This window comes from Candidatus Planktophila sp. (genome assembly GCA_030681675.1).
GTDB lineage: Bacteria > Actinomycetota > Actinomycetes > Nanopelagicales > Nanopelagicaceae > Planktophila.
Genome location: JAUXRP010000040.1, coordinates 305927 through 328703 on the forward strand (window position 1 = coordinate 305927; position 22777 = coordinate 328703).

At 45.4% G+C, this 22777-nt stretch carries 22 protein-coding genes; 13 read left to right on the top strand and 9 right to left on the bottom strand.

What is annotated here, in order from left to right; all coding sequences use genetic code 11:
- Positions 1-36 precede the first annotated feature (36 nt).
- The gene (proC, locus tag Q8K48_08620; protein MDP1852458.1) at positions 37-843 is read left to right on the top strand and encodes a pyrroline-5-carboxylate reductase; all 807 of its coding nucleotides are present in this window, start codon (positions 37-39) and stop codon (positions 841-843) included.
- Complete coding sequence (locus Q8K48_08625; GenBank protein MDP1852459.1) at positions 840-2027, top strand: hypothetical protein; 1188 nt, start codon at positions 840-842, stop codon at positions 2025-2027. Before proC ends, Q8K48_08625 begins: the two co-directional genes overlap by 4 nt.
- Here the strand turns inward: Q8K48_08625 and Q8K48_08630 are convergent.
- Positions 2024-4402 (bottom strand): hypothetical protein, encoded by a 2379-nt coding sequence (locus Q8K48_08630; GenBank protein ID MDP1852460.1) that lies wholly within the window; start codon positions 4400-4402, stop codon positions 2024-2026. The genes Q8K48_08625 and Q8K48_08630 overlap by 4 nt on opposite strands.
- A gap of 35 nt (positions 4403-4437) precedes the next feature.
- On the opposite strand from Q8K48_08630, the gene Q8K48_08635 reads away from it, so the two are divergent.
- A complete protein-coding gene (locus Q8K48_08635) occupies positions 4438-4740 on the top strand; it encodes a glutaredoxin family protein (protein MDP1852461.1) in 303 nt (100 codons plus the stop codon).
- Here Q8K48_08635 and Q8K48_08640 read toward each other — a convergent pair.
- The 4 genes from Q8K48_08640 to Q8K48_08655 are packed head-to-tail and all read right to left on the bottom strand — an operon-like array spanning position 4703 to position 10419.
- On the bottom strand, positions 4703-6352 hold the full coding sequence (locus Q8K48_08640) for a DEAD/DEAH box helicase (GenBank protein ID MDP1852462.1): 1650 nt from the start codon (positions 6350-6352) through the stop codon (positions 4703-4705). The genes Q8K48_08635 and Q8K48_08640 overlap by 38 nt on opposite strands.
- A complete protein-coding gene (locus Q8K48_08645; GenBank protein ID MDP1852463.1) occupies positions 6345-7406 on the bottom strand; it encodes a M20/M25/M40 family metallo-hydrolase in 1062 nt (353 codons plus the stop codon). The genes Q8K48_08640 and Q8K48_08645 overlap by 8 nt, the downstream gene beginning before the upstream one ends.
- A gap of 9 nt (positions 7407-7415) precedes the next feature.
- Entirely contained in the window at positions 7416-9611 is a 2196-nt protein-coding gene (locus Q8K48_08650) for a helicase-associated domain-containing protein (protein MDP1852464.1), read from the bottom strand.
- A 40-nt stretch (positions 9612-9651) separates the two neighbouring features.
- The gene (locus tag Q8K48_08655) at positions 9652-10419 is read right to left on the bottom strand and encodes an HAD-IB family hydrolase (GenBank protein MDP1852465.1); all 768 of its coding nucleotides are present in this window, start codon (positions 10417-10419) and stop codon (positions 9652-9654) included.
- Between the two features lie 50 nt (positions 10420-10469).
- On the opposite strand from Q8K48_08655, the gene Q8K48_08660 reads away from it, so the two are divergent.
- Genes Q8K48_08660 through ccsB form a run of 5 tightly spaced genes read left to right on the top strand, consistent with a single transcriptional unit; the run spans position 10470 to position 14730 of the window.
- Entirely contained in the window at positions 10470-11090 is a 621-nt protein-coding gene (locus tag Q8K48_08660; GenBank protein MDP1852466.1) for a histidine phosphatase family protein, read from the top strand.
- A gap of 2 nt (positions 11091-11092) precedes the next feature.
- Entirely contained in the window at positions 11093-11644 is a 552-nt protein-coding gene (locus tag Q8K48_08665; GenBank protein MDP1852467.1) for a TlpA disulfide reductase family protein, read from the top strand.
- Positions 11641-12366: a cytochrome c biogenesis protein CcdA gene (locus Q8K48_08670; GenBank protein MDP1852468.1), complete on the top strand. Its 726-nt coding sequence runs from the start codon at positions 11641-11643 to the stop codon at positions 12364-12366. Before Q8K48_08665 ends, Q8K48_08670 begins: the two co-directional genes overlap by 4 nt.
- Positions 12367-13836, top strand: coding sequence for a cytochrome c biogenesis protein ResB (locus Q8K48_08675; GenBank protein MDP1852469.1), 1470 nt, complete (start codon positions 12367-12369; stop codon positions 13834-13836). It begins immediately after the preceding gene.
- Positions 13837-14730 (top strand): c-type cytochrome biogenesis protein CcsB, encoded by an 894-nt coding sequence (gene ccsB / locus Q8K48_08680; protein MDP1852470.1) that lies wholly within the window; start codon positions 13837-13839, stop codon positions 14728-14730. It begins immediately after the preceding gene.
- On the opposite strand, the gene Q8K48_08685 is transcribed toward ccsB, so the two are convergent.
- Genes Q8K48_08685 through Q8K48_08695 form a run of 3 tightly spaced genes read right to left on the bottom strand, consistent with a single transcriptional unit; the run spans position 14727 to position 16912 of the window.
- A complete protein-coding gene (locus Q8K48_08685; GenBank protein MDP1852471.1) occupies positions 14727-14990 on the bottom strand; it encodes a PLDc N-terminal domain-containing protein in 264 nt (87 codons plus the stop codon). The genes ccsB and Q8K48_08685 overlap by 4 nt on opposite strands.
- Before the next feature lie 4 nt (positions 14991-14994).
- The gene (locus Q8K48_08690) at positions 14995-15843 is read right to left on the bottom strand and encodes a 1,4-dihydroxy-2-naphthoate polyprenyltransferase (GenBank protein ID MDP1852472.1); all 849 of its coding nucleotides are present in this window, start codon (positions 15841-15843) and stop codon (positions 14995-14997) included.
- Positions 15836-16912, bottom strand: coding sequence for an AMP-binding protein (locus Q8K48_08695; protein ID MDP1852473.1), 1077 nt, complete (start codon positions 16910-16912; stop codon positions 15836-15838). Before Q8K48_08695 ends, Q8K48_08690 begins: the two co-directional genes overlap by 8 nt.
- Positions 16913-17007: 95 nt before the next feature.
- On the opposite strand from Q8K48_08695, the gene menB reads away from it, so the two are divergent.
- The 3 genes from menB to menD are packed head-to-tail and all read left to right on the top strand — an operon-like array spanning position 17008 to position 20378.
- Positions 17008-17832, top strand: coding sequence for a 1,4-dihydroxy-2-naphthoyl-CoA synthase (gene menB, locus Q8K48_08700; protein ID MDP1852474.1), 825 nt, complete (start codon positions 17008-17010; stop codon positions 17830-17832).
- A 3-nt stretch (positions 17833-17835) separates the two neighbouring features.
- Positions 17836-18807: an o-succinylbenzoate synthase gene (locus Q8K48_08705; GenBank protein ID MDP1852475.1), complete on the top strand. Its 972-nt coding sequence runs from the start codon at positions 17836-17838 to the stop codon at positions 18805-18807.
- Entirely contained in the window at positions 18804-20378 is a 1575-nt protein-coding gene (gene menD / locus Q8K48_08710; GenBank protein MDP1852476.1) for a 2-succinyl-5-enolpyruvyl-6-hydroxy-3-cyclohexene-1-carboxylic-acid synthase, read from the top strand. The genes Q8K48_08705 and menD overlap by 4 nt, the downstream gene beginning before the upstream one ends.
- Here the strand turns inward: menD and Q8K48_08715 are convergent.
- The gene (locus tag Q8K48_08715; protein ID MDP1852477.1) at positions 20371-21594 is read right to left on the bottom strand and encodes an isochorismate synthase; all 1224 of its coding nucleotides are present in this window, start codon (positions 21592-21594) and stop codon (positions 20371-20373) included. The genes menD and Q8K48_08715 overlap by 8 nt on opposite strands.
- 78 nt (positions 21595-21672) lie before the next feature.
- Between Q8K48_08715 and Q8K48_08720 the strand changes: the two genes are divergently transcribed.
- Together Q8K48_08720 and Q8K48_08725 are read left to right on the top strand one after the other, a co-directional pair.
- The gene (locus Q8K48_08720; GenBank protein ID MDP1852478.1) at positions 21673-22365 is read left to right on the top strand and encodes a demethylmenaquinone methyltransferase; all 693 of its coding nucleotides are present in this window, start codon (positions 21673-21675) and stop codon (positions 22363-22365) included.
- 43 nt (positions 22366-22408) lie between these two features.
- Positions 22409-22777, top strand: a complete 369-nt coding sequence (locus tag Q8K48_08725) for an NADH-quinone oxidoreductase subunit A (protein MDP1852479.1) — start codon at positions 22409-22411, stop codon at positions 22775-22777.

The window sequence follows — 22777 nt, forward strand, 5'->3', positions numbered from 1 at the left end:
CGCAGAGCCTACACGCTTAACAGGTAGGCTTGCACAATGACGAAGTCGAAATCAGTTGGTGTTATCGGCGCTGGAGTAATGGGCGAAGCGATTATTGCTGCGCTGATTTCATATGGGGTATCACCGAAGAATATAACTATCTCTGAAAAACGAAAAGATCGAAGCGATGAACTCAGTAACCGATACGGGATTAATGTCGCAGAGATCGACGACAACGTTTCAACTGCGCAAGTGTTGCTTCTTGTTGTAAAGCCTCAGGATATTACTGGCGTATTAGAAGATATAAAAGCAGATTTTCTCCCAGAGTGCCTCTTTATCTCCTTCGTCGCAGGGAAGAAAATTAGTTATCTCGCTGATCTCATCGGGACTGGCGCTAACCCAGTCATTCGCGTTATGCCAAATACTCCGACTTTGGTCGGAGCCGGCATGTCAGCGATTTCATGTTGCGAGCTTGTCACTACAGAACAACGTGAATTTGTTCTTGGCTTTTTAGGCGCAGTCGGTAAAGTAATAGAAGTTGATGAAGAACTACAAGATGCCGTAACTGCGACAAGCGGATCTGGGCCGGCCTATTTTTTCAGATTCGTGGAGGCCATGGTGGAGGGTGCTAAAGAGCTCGGCCTATCGCATGAAATTGCGACAGAGTTGACAGTACAGACCATGCTTGGCGCCGCTAAATTATTGGAAATTTCTGGAAAATCAGCTTCTACTTTGCGTGAAAATGTCACAAGTCCAAATGGGACAACTGCTGCAGCATTGGCATCTTTTGACACTGATCAGATATCGACGATGGTTGCCAGAGCAATGAAAGCCGCGCACAATCGCTCGCAGGAACTAGCGTGAAGCGATTTTTGTCTTTAGTATTAATCTCAACGTTTTTAGTAATTTCGCCGGCACAATCGGCTCCGAATAAGATTGCCGTTAAACCTTTGAAGTTACTTGCCTCAATAAGTTATAGCGAAGGAACCGCGGGATTCTTGATAGCGGGATCGTCGATAATTCTGTACGGGACATCAGGTGAAAATTCATTCGCTCGTGCTATTGACGTTACAGGTCAAACATTGTGGAGTATCGAACTTGATCTAAATTCACCTTCTATTGCGACTTCAGGAGTAATAGATAGTGAAGGAAACATTTGGATTGCAGGTGCAACATCTCTTTTTCGTTCAACTCCAGCGCCATTGCCTTCTCCTGCACTCAACCCAGATAGTGTCACTGTAACTTCAGAGGTATTTCACCCTGATTTAAACGCTTTAGCTCTCTGGAAGATTCCAGCTGGATCAACGGAACCAATTCTCTTTACATCCCAACAAAGTTCGCCGGTACTCATTACAGCAATCGCGGTAGACAAGAACGGGATTTCTCTCGCTGGAATCGCTCGAGCATCAAAGGGAAGCGCGGGTTTTGTAGTCTCTGTTAGTTTGTTAGGAGAGTACGGGGTGCCAGTTTTTATCGGTAAAACATCAACTACCCTTGATTCTGTCGTTCGGAATGTCGATGGCAGTACAACGCTCACAGGTGCCAGTGGTGAAACTATCGGTGGCAAAAAACTAGCTGGAACGGTTGATGGTTTAATCGTAAAGTTATCTACAACAAATAAGATTCTCACCGTTATTCGCAGCTCTGCTATTAAGGCTAAGCGAAACTGGAGTAGCGCTACACCAACATTTCTACTTGGTGGCCAAGTTGTTACTGGTAAGAAGATTGAGAGTGCGGTGACTAAGTTTACGAAGAGCTATGTTCCCTCTTGGACATATAGATTTCGCTCTACTGGTCCAGTATTTACTCAAGGTTCGATTTATGCCCTATTCGCATCCTCTGGAGCTATTCCACAGTTAAGGAAGTGGGCGCCGAAAGTACCTCAACCGATACTTCTAAAATTCGATTCCAAGGGCACAATTATTGCGGCATCATACGCACCCTCGGATCAGAAGGAAATTATTGCAATAACGAACTCTAAAACGTTGGGGATTTTATGTCTGACACAGAATGCTCAGGCAATCTCTATTTTTAGCGTTGGTAATTAAGGTTTGAGCAGGGCTAATTTATTACTAACCGTGGCAAGTAAATATTTAACCTTATTAACATTGACCCAGGCGCTTTGTGTAGGTTCAGCCTCTTGGTGGCTGCGAACTAATCGAATTGCAGATTGGCCAGCAGTTTTCTTACTTGTATCCAGAGCGCATAAACGATCCTGGCAGTTAAAGACAATAGTCTTTCCATTAATAGATAAGTAAGCACTTGGTGCGCCGAAATTTTCAGTAGTCATTCCCGAGATTATTAAGGGTGCACTTAGCATGGCCCAACGAATTTGATTGGGTTTTGGAAAAGAGGCAGTAGATGTTGCAAGCCAAGCTGCCATGACGTCACCATTTACTTTGGCTAAAGCTACGTCATAACCAAAAACTGATGCCTCATCCGTGGATACATCAAGAGTCTGGTAACTCCATGCCGTGGCATCACTTCCAAACCGCGTTGCGACTCTTACAGCGCCTGCTGAGATTTCATTCTTTTGGTTAACACTGACTACTGAATCGTAGATAAGAAAAACCTTGGCATCAGCAAACAGGGTCTGCAAATGAAAGCCCACATCGCCTGTGGATCGTCCATCAGTTGTACGATCCCCATCTACTAACTCATAAACCCAAGGAGAGTTCTTTTCCTTTACCGCCCCCAAGAGAATACCTTGGCTCTCGTCGCGATAAAAGACTTGGACACCGTTCGCTGTTGCTACGCAAGCGTTCGAGATACTCACATCACTTGAAGTTCGGACGCGAACTGGATCTTCATAGTTATTGACCTGTGGACCATCACCGTCGACTATTTCGAAAGTAAAACTCTTGCCATTAAAGACTGCATAACGGAGATCTTTATCAGTTGCATCGCTGTAGAAAATATGAAGAGTCTGCTTGGTTCCACTGCCGTTAACGCACAGCGAAAGGCTACTATTTATTGAGTTTGATGTGCGACCACCTGTGCCACCTGCGCCATCGACAGTTGTCTTTTTCCAAATCTTGCCATTAAAGGTTGCAAGTTTTAAGTCGCCGTTCTTTGAATCGGTATACGCTATTGCGGGCTTACCGTTGAAAGTTGTGCTTACAACTGATTTCCCATCGGCTCTACCATCTAAGACAGTGCTCTTCCAACCAGCTTGCGGGATTACAGCCTTCGTGATTGCCGGCTCGGATAGCCCTAAAACGTTTTTAGCAACAACACTAAATGTGTAAGAAGTTCCGTTCTTTAATCCAGATACTACGACAGGACTTGAGACTGCCTTTTTTTCAAATCCAGTCTTTAAGTTTTTAATGATGTACTCACTTATATGCGCAGTTCGCAGATTTACGGGTGGGTCAAAAGATATGAGTGCTGCAGTATCGGCGGTAAAGGCTTGAACATTACGGGGTGATTGAGGCATATCAGTGGCCATACCTGCAGGTGGCTTCGTTCGCATATCTTCCAGCATCGCAAGAAGCAGTGGACCTGGCTCCTTGAAGATTTCTCCAGGTTCTAGATTTGGTGTCATTACCGAGTCCAGTCCAGAATTTGAAAATGTCGCTTCATCTAAATGACTTATAGAAGATCCAAATTCGTAACGAGATGGGGTGTACAACTTTGGCTTAACCCCGCCATTAGCTTTTATTGCATTTTCACCTGACCACACCAGGGAGGAAGTGAGTGCAACCGCTAGCTCCTGTGATGGTGTTGGCAAATCCGCTAAACGAAGATTATTAGGCGTTTGAGCATATGCATCGAATGGAGTTGGTTGGTCAAGACTAGCGACTCCGAAGTTAGCGTCGTAGGCGTCATTAGATAAAAAGCCAAGACCATGCGCAATTTCATGTAAGAAAACCGACACTAGATCGTATTCCTGCGTAGTTGGCAAGCCATCTCCGCGAGTATTCCAACCAGCATTTGAATTAACTTGAATATCAATATCGGAGTTAGCTCTATCTAAATCCTTACCCGAAAGGGCATTCGCTAAAGCTGATGCGTACCAGAGCGATGGATCTGGTGCTCCGGCAAAAGATGAAAAGAAACTAACTGGACGTGCACTTCCGAGAATCCCCCACGAACTAGAACGTCCCCATGAAGCATCCACGCTAATGGGAACTGTTGAAGCGAAATTCGTTGACCAAATATCGACAGCGGCCTGAACTTCTTTTTTAGCCCACTCGGGAAAATTATTATATGTAACGTTGAAACTCGATTTAGCCGTACCAACAGCGAATTTTTCGCGGGGAGAAGCGGAAGTAACTGGGCTTTTTCCTGCATAAATATGGCCCCACTGAACTCCAGGAACTTTTAGGAAGAGGGCTTCGGCGGCGGGTGCATTCAGAAGCGACCCAGCGAGTGCAGTAATTACGACCGCTACCCGTATCTTCCTAAAGTTGAACGCCCGCATAAGCGCAAACACTACCAAGATGAGATGATTTCACCATGGTCAATAGCGGCGGTAGTGAATTCTCTAAGCAAATTGACAGGGTTGCTGCTTGCAGAATCACCGTCTTTACCCGCCATGGTTGTCATTTATGTCAAGTCGCTATAGATCTTTTGGAATCAATGCGCACTGAATTGGATTTTACAATTGAGAAGATTTACATCGAAGGCGATGAAAAACTTGAGAGACTCTATGGAGAGCAGATTCCAGTAATTCATATCAATGGAGAGCACCATGGGTTTTTCAAAGTTGATCCAGAACGCTTCAGATCTTCCCTTGAAAAACATCGTCGGCGTCAATAATTTTGTAGGAATATCCCTGCTCGGCTAAGAAGCGCTGACGGTTTTGTGCGAAGTCTTGATCAATAGTGTCTCGAGATATTACTGAGTAAAACTTAGCGCTTCGGCCATCAGATTTTGGTCGAAGAATTCGTCCCAAACGTTGTGCCTCTTCTTGTCGGCTACCAAATGCACCTGAAACTTGAATCGCAATCGTCGCATCGGGCAAGTCAATTGAAAAGTTCGCAACTTTTGATACAACTAAACATGTTATTTCTCCAGATCTAAACTTATTAAAGAGAATTTCACGCTCTTTTATTGGAGTGTCGCCCTTTATGAGCGGAACACCGAGGGTTTCAGAGAGTTCATCCAGTTGATCGATGTACTGTCCGATTACCAAGATCTGCTCACCGGCATGTTTTTCAACTAATGCCTCTGCGACGTTTCTTTTTGTAAGAGTCGTCGCACATGTGCGATATCGATTCTCGGGTTCGGCCGTTGCATACGAAAGCCTTTCTTCTTCCGTTAAGTTGACACGGACTTCTATACACTCAGCCGGAGCAATGTAACCTTGAGATTCAATCTCTTTCCAAGGAACGTCATATCGCTTAGGACCAATGAGAGAGAAAACTTCACCCTCCATACCATCTTCGCGCACAAGTGTTGCTGTTAAACCTAAGCGGCGACGAGATTGGATGTCAGCTGTGAATCGAAAGATAGGCGCAGGCAGTAAATGAACTTCATCATAAATAATCAGACCCCAGTCATGAGTGTCAAAGAGATCCAGGTGCGCATAAACGCCATTCTTCTTTTTAGTCATAACTTGGTATGTTGCAATAGTTACGGGACGTATCTCTTTCTTCGCTCCTGAGTATTCACCAATCTCATCTTCATTAAGCGTTGTGCGATGTAAGAGTTCCTCTCGCCACTGACGAGCTGCAATTGTATTTGTAACTAAAATTAAGGTCGTAGCCTTTGCGTGAGCCATGGCGGCAGCACCGACTATCGTTTTTCCAGCGCCACATGGGAGAACTACAACTCCAGAACCTCCATGCCAAAACCCTTCCGCGGCTAGCTCTTGATAGGGACGTATCTTCCAATCCTTTTGAACTAACTCAATTGGGTGAGCCTGTCCATCCACATACCCCGCGAAATCCTCAGCGGGCCAGCCTAAGCGAAGTAACGCTTGCTTAATCGCTCCACGTTGACTGGGCAGGACTGCGATGGTTTCAGCATCAATTCGTGCACCAAGGAGCGGGGCAATCTTTCGTGCGCGAATAACCTCTTCTAGCACGGCAGTATCGGTCGTGACAAGAATCAATCCATAAACGGGATCGGCTTCTAATCGCAATCGACCATATCGAGACATTGTTTCTGCGACATCAATCAAAATTGAGTGGGGCACGGCATAGCGGGAGTATTCAATTAAAGTGTCGATAACTTGCTCAGCGTCATGGCCTGCCGCACGAGCATTCCATAACCCAAGTGGCGTCAGGCGATATGTATGAATGTGTTCAGGGGATCTTTCGAGCTCAGCAAATGGCGCTATTGCTCGCCGACACTCAGTTGAGAGGGGGTGGTCGATATCTAGAAGTAAAGTCTTATCACTTTGAACAATTAACGGACCATCAGTCATTGAGAATATCCTTTATAAAGGCATGTAAGAATTTGCTCCGACTTTCCAGGGTTGTTATGTCGATCCATTCATGTGCAGCGTGTGCGCCATCTCCAACTGCACCCAGACCATCTAATACTTGAACACCAGTTGCGGCGGCAAAATTACCATCGCTTGCACCTCCAACGGATGCATGTCCCAGTGGGGACATACCTAAAGTTTTAGCAACTTTCTCTGCACGTTCGTATAAAGCTATTGTCGATGCAGTTTCAAGAGGTGGGCGATTAAATCCACCGGTAATTTCATATCGAGCTAATGGGTTTACTGAAACTAATTTCCGAATCGCTGCATCTACTCGATCTAATTCAGACATCGAAAAAGAGCGGACATCAATATCAAGAGTTGCTAAATCTGGGACGGTGTTTGTCGTGTTTCCAGCCCGCAACATTGTTGGAACCACAGTTGTTCCGAGATCAATATTTTCTAAGCTCGAAACTTTGAGAATTGCATGAGCGATTTCAATGGTCGCATTAATACCTTTTTCAGGCTCAAGTCCAGCATGAGATGCCCTGCCATGAATCGATATTTGATACATGGAAGTGCCTTTGCGCCCAGTTTTAACCTTTCCATTTAATGAAGCTTCGAGAACTAGAACCGCCCTAGCGCGAGCAGAAATCTCTTTAATAAAATCCTTACTAGAAACACTGCCAGTTTCTTCATCGCTTGTTGCTACAAGAGCCACAGCACCATCAATGCCCACCATCGCAAATAAGGCTTGGATAAATCCAGCTTTCATATCAAAGATTCCAGGCCCAGTCGCCGCCTTTTCAGTAACGCTCCATAAAGGTTGAAAAGATCCCTTTGGCCAGACAGTGTCCAAATGTGCAAGCAGAATCACTTCTGGAGTATGTGGACCCCACCAAAAAATGGGGCGACCATTAATCTCCTGAATCTGTGCTGGAGTACCAAGAAGCTCATGAGCAATCTGGCTAGCGCAATCCATGACTTCACGGCATGCTGCTAAATCCTCAGTTGGAGATTCAACACGAACAAGTTTTTCTAGCGCCGACAGCATAAGGCAATCCTATATCGGCGCTACGCCGGTAATGCGTGGAATTCGAAAGGATTGAACTTCACCAGTTGCATGGTCACGGGCAATTAATGATCCAGCGCTGACCCGAATTGGATCAATTATTCTGTGAGTAACCGAACCGTTGTTATCGGCATATCCGATGGAGAGGGACTTCTCTTCAATAATAAATCTATTTACTAAATCCATGGTTTCATTTGCGGTGCTACGGGGAAGAGCTCCCAAAGCCTCATTAGCAATTTGACGCAAACGCGTTTGTTTGTGGGTAGATTTTTCACCAGTTCGTATCGCTCGTATAGCTGAGATCAAAGAATCTTCGCTCGGAATCTCGATTTCACCGATGACACGGGGAGGTCGCGGCTTAGTCAAAGCCCGATTTGCTCGAGTGCCCATCAACATCAAACCATTGGCAGATTCGGCTGCAGGTAAATACCCGGATTCTTGTAAATGACGCATGAGTTCATTGGCATCGTGATCGCAGATAACAACTTCAGGTGCGATTCGACGAAGTGAAAGTATCTCTAATTTTTTGTCAAGCATTATTTGTGAGATAAGAGAAGTATCTTCACAGCGGATAAAAGATGATGTATTCCCAACTCGCAACTTGCCGTGCTTTTTGGCAACATCGGTAATTAAGTATTCAAGTGGCTGCGGCATAGGTGTTTTGGAGGTTTTGGTTAAAAAAGATCTAATCTCATCGCCAGTTTTTCCATGATCTAGCGCGCGACGAATAGTAGCTTCACTAAAGCGATAAACCGTTGCACCACCGCGACTTTCAATTTCGGCCATAATCGCTAACTGTTGTGATATTTCATGTTCTAGCGGTCCCGGCGCAATCGCCGTATTGTCGCTTTGTATCAAGATGTGGTCCACAGTTTTAGGTAGATCACGATTTATTAAATCCAATTCTTCTCCGTTAAGGAAACGAACACCGTACTTCGAAATTGCACCTTGGCCAGTGATTCCTAACCATTCAGCTTCACGCAGAGTCCAAGCGGCTAGCTCTTCCTGCAAAGAGGAGTTTCTTCGTACCGGCGCACGCCAAGCAAGTAACTCATTAAAACTCTTACTCTCAGGTGCCACAGACTCATTCTCAGTAAGAATTGAGAGTGTTAATGCACGCACACGAGCAGCGTTAACACGATCTAGTTCCGGTCCCAAAGCGGCAACATTCTTCGCCTCGGCCCGCCCAACTAAACCACTAACACGTGAAGTAATTAACCATGCAGATGCAATCGCTTGCCATCGATCTGAAGGTGTTTGCATTAACCAAATGTCGAATTTATTGCTTGGCATAATCCGATTGGCTGCGTCAACACTTATTAAAGAGGCCAAGTACGCTAACTCCACAATAAATGCCGTACATGATTCTTCGAGTCCGAGGTGAGTTGCGATAATTTTTAAATCACGTACGCCCAATCCTCCGGCTCGAAGCGCATCTGCAGGCTCTTCCGCCCAGAAATTAAGTAGCTCTTCAACCCAACGCAAAACCGTCGAAATATTTGCAATTGCTGCACGATTGACTTGATGCTCATCTCGTTTAACTCCAGACAACGTTGGTGCAGTAATGAACATTTCTTTGTGTGTTTTCCCACCACGCAGGTATAAGCCCACTTCACGCGGTAAAATAACTGTGCGTTGATCTAGAGGTACTAAGAATTTGCGCTCCAATAACCATCCAACTCCAGCTCCGGGGTTTTTAATGTCACCAACGCTGCCACGGGGAGGTCCCCATATAAGACGCTCCAATACTTTTTTCGCGTCGGCCGGGGCGTTCTCTAAATCTGCCAGCTTAAGTTTCGCCAGCGAAGTCGGCCCAAGTCCTGCCGGCTCATTACCAATTAAATCTCGAAGTTGAGATGGAAGTCGCATGCCATCATTGGATGGATATACAAGACCGATAGCAATTAAATGCTCAAGAGCACTGGTGGCCGCTTTATGGGTGAGTGCAACTAATGATTTGACTGAAAAGGGTTCGTTGAGTGTTCCTGCCGCTTCTAATACTTGAAACTGCCATTGGTTGAGCGAGTCAATCGCCCGCGCCAAACTAGGCGCCGAACAAGCCCGGACGGAGAGAGATGTTATATCTGGAGGTACCGGTGTAATTAAATCAGGCCTGGCAGTAAATAACTCCAAAAAGGAAGCGTCATCGATACTACGTAAGTAGTCGGAGAAAGAGCGCATTTCCATAACTTGCTAACATTACTGGGCTTTAGTACGTAATGGGTAATTAACTGCGCTTTCTGCGGGGAGTAAGCCATGTCACCAACGCTGCCAAGCGTACGACCAGCGGGGAGACTGCCTTTCCAATGAAACGGGCTTTACGGAAATCATAAATTGGCCACCCTTCGGCCATTGCTCGAAGTCCGAGAATTGCATCAGGATTAATCGCAGATGGATGACCCACACATTGCAGCAAAGGAAGATCATTGTTGCTATCAGAGTAGGCATAACATTCGGATAGATTTAAGCCTGTCCGCTTTGCTAAATCTTGAACAGCAACGACCTTCTCCTTCCCATGTAATAAGGCACCCAACATTGCGCCAGTGTATGCACCATCTTTAATTTCAGCTTTGCTTCCGAGAGCGCCTGTAAATCCTAAGCGATTTGCAATCAAAACGGCCATATCTTCCGGAGCGGCAGTGACTAACCAAACTTCTTCATTGTTCGAAAGATGTTTTTGGGCGATCTCAATTGTGCCTTGCCAAATCGCTGGCGATACATACTCATCATAAATCTCTTGGGCGATTGCTTCTACATCTTTTACAGAGTGGCCGCCAATAAAATCCGTAGCTGATTTTTGGAATCGCGCGATCTCCTCTTTATTTTCTTTTCCTGTTAAGCGAAATCTCAGATTTGCCAAAACAAATCGTGAGATATCTCTTTTGGTGAAATAGCCCCTCTGATACATGCCGCGACCAAGGAGGTAGATGGTTGAACCACGGATAAGCGTGTTATCGACATCAAAAAAGGCCGCTCGCTTCGCTGTGAGTGCCATGTCACTACCTTAACTAACTTGGCCTACAAGAGAGGCTTTATGCTTGCGCAATGAGTTCAACGGTCCATGTTATTCGTCACGGTGAGGTAGAAAACCCGGCCAAAATTCTCTACGGTCGACAGCCAGGCTGGAAACTCTCGCAACGAGGCCAAGAGATGGCAGTGGTTTTAGGAGATTGGTCAAAATCAATTGACCTGGGTGCTTTACATGTTTCACCTTTGCAACGTGCACAGGAAACCGCAGCCCCAATTGCGCAAGCACACAATGTGGCAGTCACAACCGATGAGCGGTTAATTGAAGCTTCAAATATTTTTGAAGGCAAAGCTTTTGGGGTTGGTGACGGAGTTTTGCGCCACCCAGCAGCATGGCGACACTTATGGAATCCTTGGAAACCATCTTGGGGAGAGCCGTATGAAGAGCAAATAGCACGAATGCTTGCTGCAATCTTTTTCGCTCGTGACAAAGCAGAAGGCAGAGATGCTATTTGTGTCTCACACCAACTCCCTATTTGGATTCTACGAAGTGCCATTGAGAACCGTCGATTGCTGCACGATCCTCGTAAACGCGAATGTTCATTAGCATCTGTCACAAGTATTCATTTTGATAATGACGGGTTAATTTCTGGCTTAACTTACTCCGAACCTGCACGTCACCTATTGCCAAAGAAATGACTATGAGTTTTTTTTACAGATATCTAAGTTTCATAGTTGTAGCACTTATATTGGCCGGTTGCAGCGGAGGCGGAGGCGGAGCGTCAAGTGCTCAAGAGAGTTTTGTTTCGGGTAACGGTTTAGTGACACTTATCAAATCTCAAGATCGAATCGAAGCACCTTCATTAACAGGAATGACTCTTTCAGGAACAAATTATTCACATGTCTCTGGTCGAGTTACTGTAGTAAATGTTTGGGCATCTTGGTGCGCACCTTGCAGATCCGAAATGCCAACGCTAATTGCTTTGTCCAAAAAATATAAGGAAACCACATTTATTGGAATTCTTACCCGTGATAATCTTCCGACGGCAGAGGCATTCCAACGTCGATTTCAAATCCCATATCCAACACTGATTGATGACTCAATCTTGATAGGCTTTAAAGGCTCACTACCCGCAAATGCAATTCCCACAACAGTCGTAATTGATCGAGATGGGAAAGTCGCTGGACGAATTTCAGGAGCTATCACAGTGGCTTCACTATCTAAGTTAATCGAAACCGTGAGTAACGAATGAGAGATTTCTTTGTAGAGCAAATCCTTAATGGTTTTTTGATTACAGCTTTTCCAATTGCAGTAATTGCTGGCCTTGTCTCCTTTCTATCCCCATGCGTACTTCCTTTAGTTCCAGGCTATTTATCATTTGCCGCAGGATTTTCAAATAACCGAGGTAAAGTATTTTTAGGCTCACTTTTGTTTGTTTTAGGCTTCTCAATTGTATTCATCTCGTACGGAGTTATCTTTGGAGGTTTAGGTAATCAACTTGCGGCCAATGAGAAAATTATTTCTAGAGTTCTGGGTGTATTAACTATTTTCATGGGATTTATCTTCCTGGGAAAATTTCCTATGGTACGTACATTTCGACCACAGATGAAGACGACTAGTGGCTTAATTGGTGCACCATTACTCGGTTTTCTATTTGGAATTGGTTGGACGCCTTGCATCGGTCCGGCTCTTGCAGCCGTCCAAACTTTAGCATTTCAAGAATCAAGTTCGATGCGAGGGGCTTTTCTCTCACTTGGTTATTGTCTTGGATTAGGTCTTCCATTTATAGCTTCAGGAGTTTTTTTCGATCGTTCCGAAAAATTGCGCAAGTTCTTAGTTCGACGTGGAGATTTGATCTCTAAAATTGGAGGCGTTTTTCTTATTGCTTTGGGGTTCCTTCAGGTAACTGGCACATGGGGTCAGATCATCAACTCAATGCGCTCACTTATTTCAGATTTTATTCCGGTAGTGTAAATGAGCCAAGAGGTTCAGCTTCCAGAGTTAAGCAGCGTTGATTTATTGCGATTTGGATGGCGTCAATTAACTAGCATGCGCACTGCGCTTATCCTTTTAATGCTCTTAGGTATTGCCGCAGTTCCTGGTTCTCTTATTCCCCAACGCACACAGAACCCAATGGCAGTTACTGCTCATTTTAAGCGCGATCCCGAACTTTCACAGTGGATGGATAGATTCTCACTCTTTGATGTATACGGTTCTGCCTGGTTTAGCGCTATTTATATTCTGCTTTTCATCTCACTAATTGGTTGTGTACTCCCGCGCACAATCGAACATTTTCAAGCGATGCGCTCACTTCCACCCGCTACACCTAAAAATCTTAACCGAATGGAGTTCTTCTCGACGTGGGCTGCTAGTGGAGGAGAATTATATTTAGCTCGAACCTGGTTTAAGACTAATCGATTTAGAATCCTTGAAAGAGACGGCACTATTTCTGCCGAAAAGGGCTATCTGCGCGAAACGGGTAATTTATTTTTTCACGTGGCACTTATTTTAATTTTATTAGGAATCTCTTTTTCCTCGCTCTTTGGAATGCGCGGCGAGGCAATTCTAAATGTTGGCGAGAGATTTGTTAATACACCAACCAGTTATGACTCGTTAGCGTATGGGAAACTCTTCAAAGATGGAAAGCTTGCGAATTTCATTGTGACTGTTGATAAATTTGATGCCTCGTATAACGTTGTAACAAATGCACCTGAGGATTACACACTCAATATCACGCTCCGGCAGGGAGATCTCTCAATTCCCGAAAGGCGAGTAATTAAAGTGAACTCTCCATTGGCAATTGGAAATACAAAAATCTACCTTCAGGCCAATGGTTACTCTCCAATAGTGACGGTACGAGATTCAAGAGGTAATGTGGCATTGCAGGGTCCAATCCCATTTCTTCCACAAGATGGCAACCTACGATCAATCGGTGCAATAAAAGTTCCGGATGCTATTCCGCAAGTAGGTTTTGTAGGATCCTTTGTACCAACATATGCAAGAAGCAATGGAAATGGAGCTATCAGCGTATTTCCTCAGGCGTTAGATCCTCGGCTATTACTCTCGGCTTGGAGTGGAAATTTAGGTTTAGATTCAGGAGTTCCACAATCTGTTTATCGACTAGATACATCCACGCTTAAGACACTTGGTTTGAAATCACTAAAACCCGGTGAGACTTTCACATATACGGGTGGCTCAATAACATTTGAAGGATATGTCCAGTGGGTTAATCTCCAAATAGTTGACGATCCTGGCAAGCACTATGCCCTTCTCGGCGCTATTGTTGCCATCCTTGGACTACTTGCATCTTTGTTTACTCGACGTCGACGAATTTGGATTCGATTTGGAAGTGAAGTAGAAGTTGCAGGTTTAGCAAAGAATGCAACGCCAGGCTTAGAGCAAGAGTTAACTAAGTTAATAAGTGTATTAAAGGGAGAGATTTAAATGTCACGTACTTGGGCCTACCTTTCTAACTACTTGATCTATTCTTCAATGGCGGTTTACACCATCTCCTTTTTCGCTCATGCTGTTGAGACGGCTTGGGCGGTAAGAATTCCGGATGTCTTAAGCGGAAAAATCTTCGACTACAAGCGGACAGAAAAAGTTGCGCGAATCGCAACGGCAATGATGGGTCTTGGATTTTTACTTCTTTTCGCCGGCGTCATCGCTCGAGGAATTTCTGCAGGACGCGTCCCTTGGGGCAATATGTATGAGTTTTCTATAACTGGAGCATTGGCATTTTCAGGTGCTTATCTGGCCGCGCTTCGCAAATATGATGTGCGCTGGTTGGGCCTACTTGTTTCAATTGCAGTTTTATTAACTCTTGGCACAGCCGTTGCTGTTCTTTATGTTCCTAGTGCCCCATTAGTCCCAGCACTTAAATCAACATGGCTAGTTATCCATGTTTCGGCAGCGATTATTTCGGGCGGAGTGTTCTTACTTGCAAATGCGATTGCTGCTGCCTACTTGTATCTAGATTCAATGGAGTCAAAAGGTGAACGAACTCCATGGGCAAAGCGATTACCAACTCTTGAATACCTGGATCAATTGTCATACCGCTTAGTCGCATTTGTTTTTCCATTATGGACTTTCGCTGTTATTGCCGGAGCTATTTGGGCTGAGAGCGCATGGGGTCGATATTGGGGCTGGGATCCAAAAGAGACATGGGCCTTTATTACCTGGGTTGCATATGCGGCATATTTACATGCTCGTGTAACGGTTGGTTGGCGAGGGCGCCGTGCGGCATGGCTGTGTTTATTTGCCGGCTCCACATTTTTATTTAACTACGTATATGTCAATATATGGGGAACGGGCAAACATACCTATTCGGGACTTTAAAGCTTTCTTAAGAAATCAGGGTCATCATCTGGCGGCAATATTCGTCGCTGTGGTCGCTTGAAACCTTTTGGTTTATTTCTTCCGGCAATTAAATACGCAATTGGTCCAATCGCAACCGCCTGTGGTCCCAGAAGGATAATTAAAAGTAACCAACCCCACTTTGGGAGGTTCTTAATCTGAGATTCATCGGCACGGGCGCAATCAATTAGGGCATAAATAGTTACACCAAAGATGAGAACTAATGGAATGATGCGTGACATGGTTTTATTGTATCGCCAAGGCCACCGCAAAGATTGCCGAAAAGATAAGCTGGAGTTTTCCAGTCTTACCTAAGAGTGGGATCAATGCCGCTCCAGATGCGCCGCCTATCACTTGGCGAGCTAATGAGAGTGTCAGTGGTGCTACAAGTAAAGTTATAAGAACGGCTGGTTTAAAGGTAGCGACCGCCGAGATATGGGTGATAACTAGTAGAGCAACAAATGCGCGCCTAGCCGCGGCATCCCCCATTTGTACTGCAAGGGTTCTTTTTCCAGCAATTGCATCTTGGTTCAAATCTCGTAGGTTATTAATTGCAAGGATGGCACACGAGAGTGCGCCCACTGGAATCGCCACTATGAAACTCATTAAGGTAATCCTCTGAGTTTGGACATAGAAACTTCCAACCGTTGCTATTAGGCCAAAGAAGACAAAGACTGAAATTTCACCAAATCCAATGTAACCGTACGGCCTTCGCCCCCCGGTATAACTCCAGGCTGCTGCGATAGATAAAATACCGACCCCGATTAATATGGGCGAAGTTAATACGGCTAACCAAAGGCCGCAGATTGATGCGATACCAAAAGAAATGAAGGCCGCAGTTCTTACGCTCCGGGCAGTTGCCAAGCCACTGCCAACGAGTCGAGTAGGTCCAATACGATTGGCATCGGTTCCCTTGATTCCATCTGAATAATCATTTGCGAAATTCACGCCGATTTGCAGCCACAAAGAAACTTTTAGTGCCAAAGCGGCGCGAAACCAATTGAAATCGCTGCCAGCTAGTGCCGATGCCACTAGTACTGGCGCAAAAGATGCCGGTAAAGTGCGTAGGCGCGCTCCAAGAATCCATCTATTCATTTCTAACCATCCTTGCAAGAGTTAAACGATCAACTTTCCCAATACCGAGCAATGGTAGTGATTCAATCGAATGAATGCCTTTTGGCTTTGCTATTTGCCCGAGTGCGCCCTCCAAATAAAGCGAAATTTCATTCTCATTAGCTTTGCCAACAATTGCAATGTGAAGAGCTTGTCCCCACTGAGGATCTTTGACTCCAAAAGCTGCGCACTCCATATCTGGAAATCGAACTGAGAGCACCGCTTCGATTGCCATGAGTGAAAGATTTTCTCCTCCAGTAATAATTACATCATCAGCACGACCAAGTACAATCAGTTTCCCATCATTTATTTCACCAAGGTCATTTGTAGTGAACCAACCATTGTGGAGCTCAAAGAGATTTGATGAGTTCAGATAATCACTTGCCATCACAGCGCCACGAATTTTTATAACACCCTGATCATTAATTGCAACTTCCACTCCATTTAAGGTGCGACCATCATAAACGCATCCACCACATGTTTCAGTCATTCCATATGTTTCAACAATATTAATACCCTCAACCTCTGCTTGTTCTCGAAGGCTTTGAGCCAAAGCAGCGCCTCCAACTAAAACAGTTTTAGCGCTCTGCAAATGACGAAGCATGCGCTCATCTGAATTTAGAGCTCTAAAAAGTTGAGTTGGAACGATCGAGGTAAAATCTACAGGTGGATACTCTCCTTCGAAATTGCGAAGGTCAAGTGGAAGAGTGCCAAGTTCCATTGACCGAAGAATTACATTGACGCCTGCGATGTGATTGATAGGAAGTAGAAGTGACCACTGTGACCCAGGCGTTGCACCAACGAATGAGTTAGATGCTTGCGCCGATGAAATGAGGGCGGCCCGAGTGAAAGCGACCTCTTTTATTAAACCTGTGCTGCCACTTGTACCAATAACCATGGCGAACTCATTGGATAGGTTTTTAGTGCGGACCTCGCCAAAGCTCAGGGCAGGGCCATTTCCAACGAGGGCGGCCGTGATTTCGGCGGCTAACTGCGGAATTGACCACGCAGGGTTGGCTCGAAGTATTTCTCGTTGTGACGACATGTCCATTGCAGCCGTAGGCTATCGCTAGCGACGATAATGGAGGAAATGTGAGCAAGCCGATTAATCGTGAGTTTGGTAGCCGTGTGATTCCCGCCTGGGTAATAGCGCCGGGTGGCGAGGAGTTTATTGATATCAAATATCAAATAGGTGATGGCATGGCGAAAATCACTATCAACCGCCCTGAAATTCACAATGCATTTCGTCCTCAAACCATTATTGAGTTAATGCAGGCTTTCTCATTAGCTCGTGACAATGAAGAGGTCGGTGTAATTATATTAACCGGCGAAGGTACTGAAGCTTTTTGTTCAGGTGGAGATATCACCGTCCGAGGCGATGATGGCTACCTTGGCGATGATACGTTAGCAAAAAAAGGTATCGGCCGGCTCAACGTTCTAGATCTTCAGGTGCAGATCCGTCGAACACCGAAACCAGTTGTTGCGATGGTCGCTGGTTGGGCCATTGGTGGAGGACATGTGCTTCATGTCGTTTGCGATTTAACAATTGCCGCCGACAATGCAAAATTTGGCCAGACAGGTCCGAGAGTTGGTTCATTTGATGGAGGATACGGAGCAGGCCTCCTTGCAGCCCACGTAGGTCAGAAAAAAGCGCGCGAGATTTGGTTTATGACTCGCCAATATGATGCACAAGAAGCGCTTGATATGGGATTGGTAAATACTGTAGTGGCAGTGAATGACTTAGAAAGTGAGACGGTTTCATGGTGTCGAGAAATGCTTCGCAACTCACCATTAGCGCTCCGTTTACTGAAATCAAGTCTAAACGCTGCCGATGATGGTTTGGCAGGCGTGCAGCAACTTGCTGGCGATGCGACACTTCTTTTTTACATGAGTGAAGAGGGTCAAGAGGGCCGTGATGCATATAAAGAAAGACGTGCACCAAACTTTGAAAAATTTCCAAAGCGTCCTTAATCGATGCTTGATTCAATATTAGGCTCGCTCAAAGTCGTTGCACTGGCGACTAAGACTGACTTTCGTTCAGTCACTTCCCGAGAAGTCGCACTTTTTGAGGGATCACAGGGATGGGGCGAGTTTTCTCCCTTCCTTGAATACAGTTATGAAGAGTCAGTGCCATGGCTCTTAAGCGGTATAGAAGCCGCTTTTGTTGAAACGCCGGCAGCAGTGCGGCAGAGAATTGAAGTTAATGCCACGTTACCGGCTATAGATGATCCAACAGAAATTGAAAAACTCCTTAATGCATTTGAGGGGACTAAAGTTGTGAAAATTAAAGTTGGTGGAGAGCCGGAGATAGATTTAGCTCGAATTGCTTGCGTCCGAGCGCTTCGCCCAGATGCAAAAATTCGCTTAGACGTTAATGGATTATGGAGTGTTAACCAGGCTCATGCATTCTTAACTCAAGTGGGCGAGATTGAGTATGTCGAACAACCTTGTTCAACGATCGAGGAGCTTCGCGAGTTAAAACATCTCACGGGAGTAAAGATTGCTGGTGATGAAATCATTAGAAAGGCCAAAGATCCATTAACTCTAGATCTTTCAGGTGCAATAGATATAGTGATGCTCAAAGTGGCGCCACTTGGTGGTATCACCAAAGCTTTAGAAATTGCACGTCACTATTCTCTTCCAGTTGCGGTCTCAAGCGCGCTAGAGAGCGCGGTTGGAATTTCGCATGGACTAAAGCTTGCTGCTGCGATTTCGCAACTGGATTATGCATGTGGTTTAGGAACAGGAGCCTTACTAGCAGTAGATGTTGGTGAACTTCCCATTATCGACGGCACAATTGAGGTTACAGATGTAAAACCAGATGCTTCGGCGTTAAATAAGTTTGCAGTGTCGAACGAGCGCTTAAACTGGTGGAAGAATCGAATTCGCATGGTGTGGACTGCTGGAGCAGAACAAGGTATTAAGAATAATGGGTGGAATGAATGAATACTTCGACAGCGTTAGCTCGGACAGTAGTTCGTCAGATTATTGAAGCCGGCATCACCGATGTAGTGGTCTCTCCTGGCTCTCGAAATGCACCTCTTTTGCTGGCATTCAACGCTGCTGCTACACGCGGACTTATTAAAATTCATATTCGAATCGACGAGCGCACCGCAGCTTTTTTTGCACTGGGTCTTATTAAATCTACTCACAGACCTGTGCCTATCGTTTGCACAAGTGGTACGGCAGTTGCGAATTTCCACCCCGCGGTTTTAGAAGCAAACCACACGAATGCTGCATTGCTAGTTTTAACCGCTGATCGCCCGGCAATGCTTCGGCGCACGGGTGCAAATCAAACTACAGAGCAGGCACGAATCTTTGGAAAAGCCGTTCGATATTTTGCCGATATTGACGGACCAGTTTTTCCAATGGAATTACCTTTGGATAGCTTACGGTTCGGTCCCGTACATTTGAATCTCCAGTTTGATGAACCGCTGTTGCCTGATGAATCAGCTGAGTGGTTGGATGAGATTGAAATCGCCACGCCTTCATTTGAATCTCGCAAGAGCGCAGTAAAACTAAAAGTGCAGGCAAGTCGTGGAGTTTTAGTGATTGGCCATGATCGCGGCGGATTAAGTGTGGATGAGGTGAGTACATTTGCTAAGAAACTTGATTGGCCAATAATTGCAGAAGATCCACTTACTTTTCCGCACGCGATCGCACACGCCTCGATTTTCTTAGCCGCAGCCCAAGTAAGAAGTGTTTTAGTTCCGCAAGCCGTCATTGTTATAGGGCGTACAACACTTTCACGATCGATCAATGCACTTGTTGGATTGGCACCATTGATTTATGTTATTGATCCACGAATCGCAACAGTTGATAGCGATCGGTCTGCAGAAAAGCGCTTTACTGAAATTCCGCTGTTAGACAATGTGATGGCATCCGAAGATTGGATTGCTCAATGGCAGAAATACTCAGCGCGCTGTGCGAAATTAATTAACGAACTCGATGGCTGGAACGAAGCTGCGATTGCAAGGCAGATAGGAGAGGCGATTCCAGATGGATCAGCTCTATTTATGTCCTCATCACGCCCAATTCGAGACTTTGAGGGCTTTGCAACTCCTCGCTTTGGCGTAACTACCTATGCAAACCGAGGTTTAGCAGGGATTGATGGGAATATCTCTTCGGCATTGGGTGTAGCGTCGGGACATCTTCAAACTTTTGCAGTACTTGGAGATTTAGCTTTTCTTCATGACATCACTGGGTTAATTGAGTGCGAAGATATTAACTGTAAGTTTATTGTAATTAATAATGATGGCGGTGGAATTTTTTCAACACTTTCACAACGTGGGATCGAAGGCTTTGAAAAAGTATTTGGAACCCCTCATGGTTTAGACCCTGCAGCTATTGCAAAGTCATTTGGAGTACCTTCAACAACGATTACATCTATTGCAGAACTTAAGAATGAATTGACGAAGCCGATCAAAGGTGTCTCTGTTGTAGTCGCTAAGGTTCAATCACGTGATGCTAATGCGCAATACTTGAAATCGATTTATGAAAAAATGAGTTCTATTTAATTAAAGCACTTCGCATTGGTATTAGTTTGGCTTCACTCTCTGCTAGCTCTTTGTCGGGATCGGATCCGGCAACTATCCCGCAACCAGCAAAGATTCGAATTGTTCGCCCCTTAATCTGACCACATCGAAGTGCAATCCCAAGTTCTCCATCTCCGGCGGCATCAATCCAACCAACTGGACCGGCGTATCTACCACGTGAGATTCCTTCAATCTCGGCTATTAATAAAGCAGCCTGTTCTCGCGGTGTACCACAGACTGCCGCTGAAGGATGAAGTTTTTCAAGGATTGTAAAAGCATCAACATGGGCCAATTTTTCAGCTAAAGCACCAGTTACATCGGTTGCTAAGTGCATGACATTTGCTAAGTGCAAGACATATGGCGACTCAGGAACATTTGTTGAAGTACACAGTGGTTCAAGAGCATCGGCAACAGATCGCACAGCATAGATATGTTCCTCTAAATCTTTCGAAGAACGAGCAAGAGATGCCGCAAGCGCTAAATCGCGCTCGTCATCACCGGTTCTACTAATTGTCCCAGCTAAAACTCGAGAAGTAACCATTTTACGGCTCAATCTCAGTAGTAATTCAGGTGTAGCACCGATTAATCCGGATACTGCAAAACTCCATGTCGAGGGATATTCGACTGCTAACTTTCTTAAGATCGTTCGCGGCTCAATATCTTCTTCGGCACTTCCAGTGAAATCTCGGGCAAGTACAACTTTATCAAGAGCACCACCTTGGATTCGATTAACTGCAGTAGATACCCGAGCTTTCCATGCGCTATCTGCATCGTTGTTAACATCCCAAGAAATCGAGGTGGGAATTAATTGCGGAGAGAGAGATTTCAAATCTGGTTGGGGGGATGGACCGATCCAAGTGATCCAAGATTTCTCTGCTTTCTTTCCGACGATTACTTCCGGAATAATTAAGACTGATTCATCCTCTGCCGAAAAAGAAAAGGATGCAAATAGAACTGGGCCTGTTCCATTTCCATGTACAGAATTTGTTACCGCAAAGCTTTCAAGTTGTTTCAACCACCAGTTACGTGCATCGGCAAAGCGGTTCGGGCCACTTACGGTTGTTGTTGCATAAACACCCCAACCAACTAAACCTTCTCCGTTGCGAACCCAAGCAACTGGATTCGAATCAGGTAAAAGATCGAGAAGAGGCAAGTGTTTACCAAGATGGGTCGTTGTTACTGAGACTAGCGAGGGCATGGAGCCGGCAAAACCATGAGGGAAATCTCCTTGGGCGATGAAGTTGTGGATGAGCCTACTTCAAGGGAGAATGCATGTATGTCCCGCGCTAATCTCGGCAAAGATCCTAAAGAGGTTGCGGCGATGTTTGATGGTGTGGCCAAACGCTATGACTTCATCAATGATCTCCTGTCTCTTGGCAGGACTAAAGCCTGGCGCAAAGCGGCAACGAAAATAATCGCACCAGCCCCTGGCATGACAATTCTCGATATTGCCGCCGGACCGGGATCTTCCTCAGAGCCCTTGCATAAAGCCGGCGCAACCGTACTGTCAACTGATTTTTCTGAGGGAATGCTCGCTCAGGGTCGAAAATCCCGCCCATATCTGAACTTTTCCAAGGCCGATGCCCTAAATCTGCCCTTTGATGATGAGAGCTTCGATGTAGCAACGATCTCTTTTGGCTTGCGAAACACAGTGGATTACAACAAAGCGCTCGCCGAAGCGCTACGTGTGGTTAGGAAAGGGGGGCGAATGGTCGTTGTTGAATTCTCCCACCCCACATGGCGCCCTTTTCGTAGCCTATATATGGGGTATTTGATGCGCGCTTTGCCCGCAATAGCTCGGAAAACAGCGTCAAATCCCGATGCCTACCTCTATTTAGCGCAATCAATCAGGGCATGGCCAAATCAAAAGGGTCTGGCAAAGGCGATGGAGCTCGCAGGCTGGAGTTCGGTAATCTGGAAAAATCTGACTTTTGGGGTTGTTGCAGTTCACATCGGGATAAAGGGTTAGCGGTCATTGGCATAGGCCATACGACTCTAAGATTTCGTACGTGATATCCACATCTAATCCATATGTGCCGATTCTCGCACTAGGGGCAATTGGCTTTGCCTTTGCCTTAATCTCGGTAGTTGCAGGTGCGCTCACAGGTCCTGCCCGTTATAACCGTGCAAAGTTAGATTCATATGAATGCGGAATCGAACCATCTCCACAAGCTGCAGAGGGTGGACGTTTTCCAGTTAAATACTTTTTAACGGCGATGCTATTTATTATTTTTGATATTGAGATCGTTTTTCTTTACCCATGGGCAGTCACATTTGATCAATTAGGACTCTTTGGCTTAGTTGAAATGGCAATTTTTATTGGCACCGTATTTATTGCTTATGCATACGTGTGGCGGCGCGGCGGATTGGAGTGGGATTAA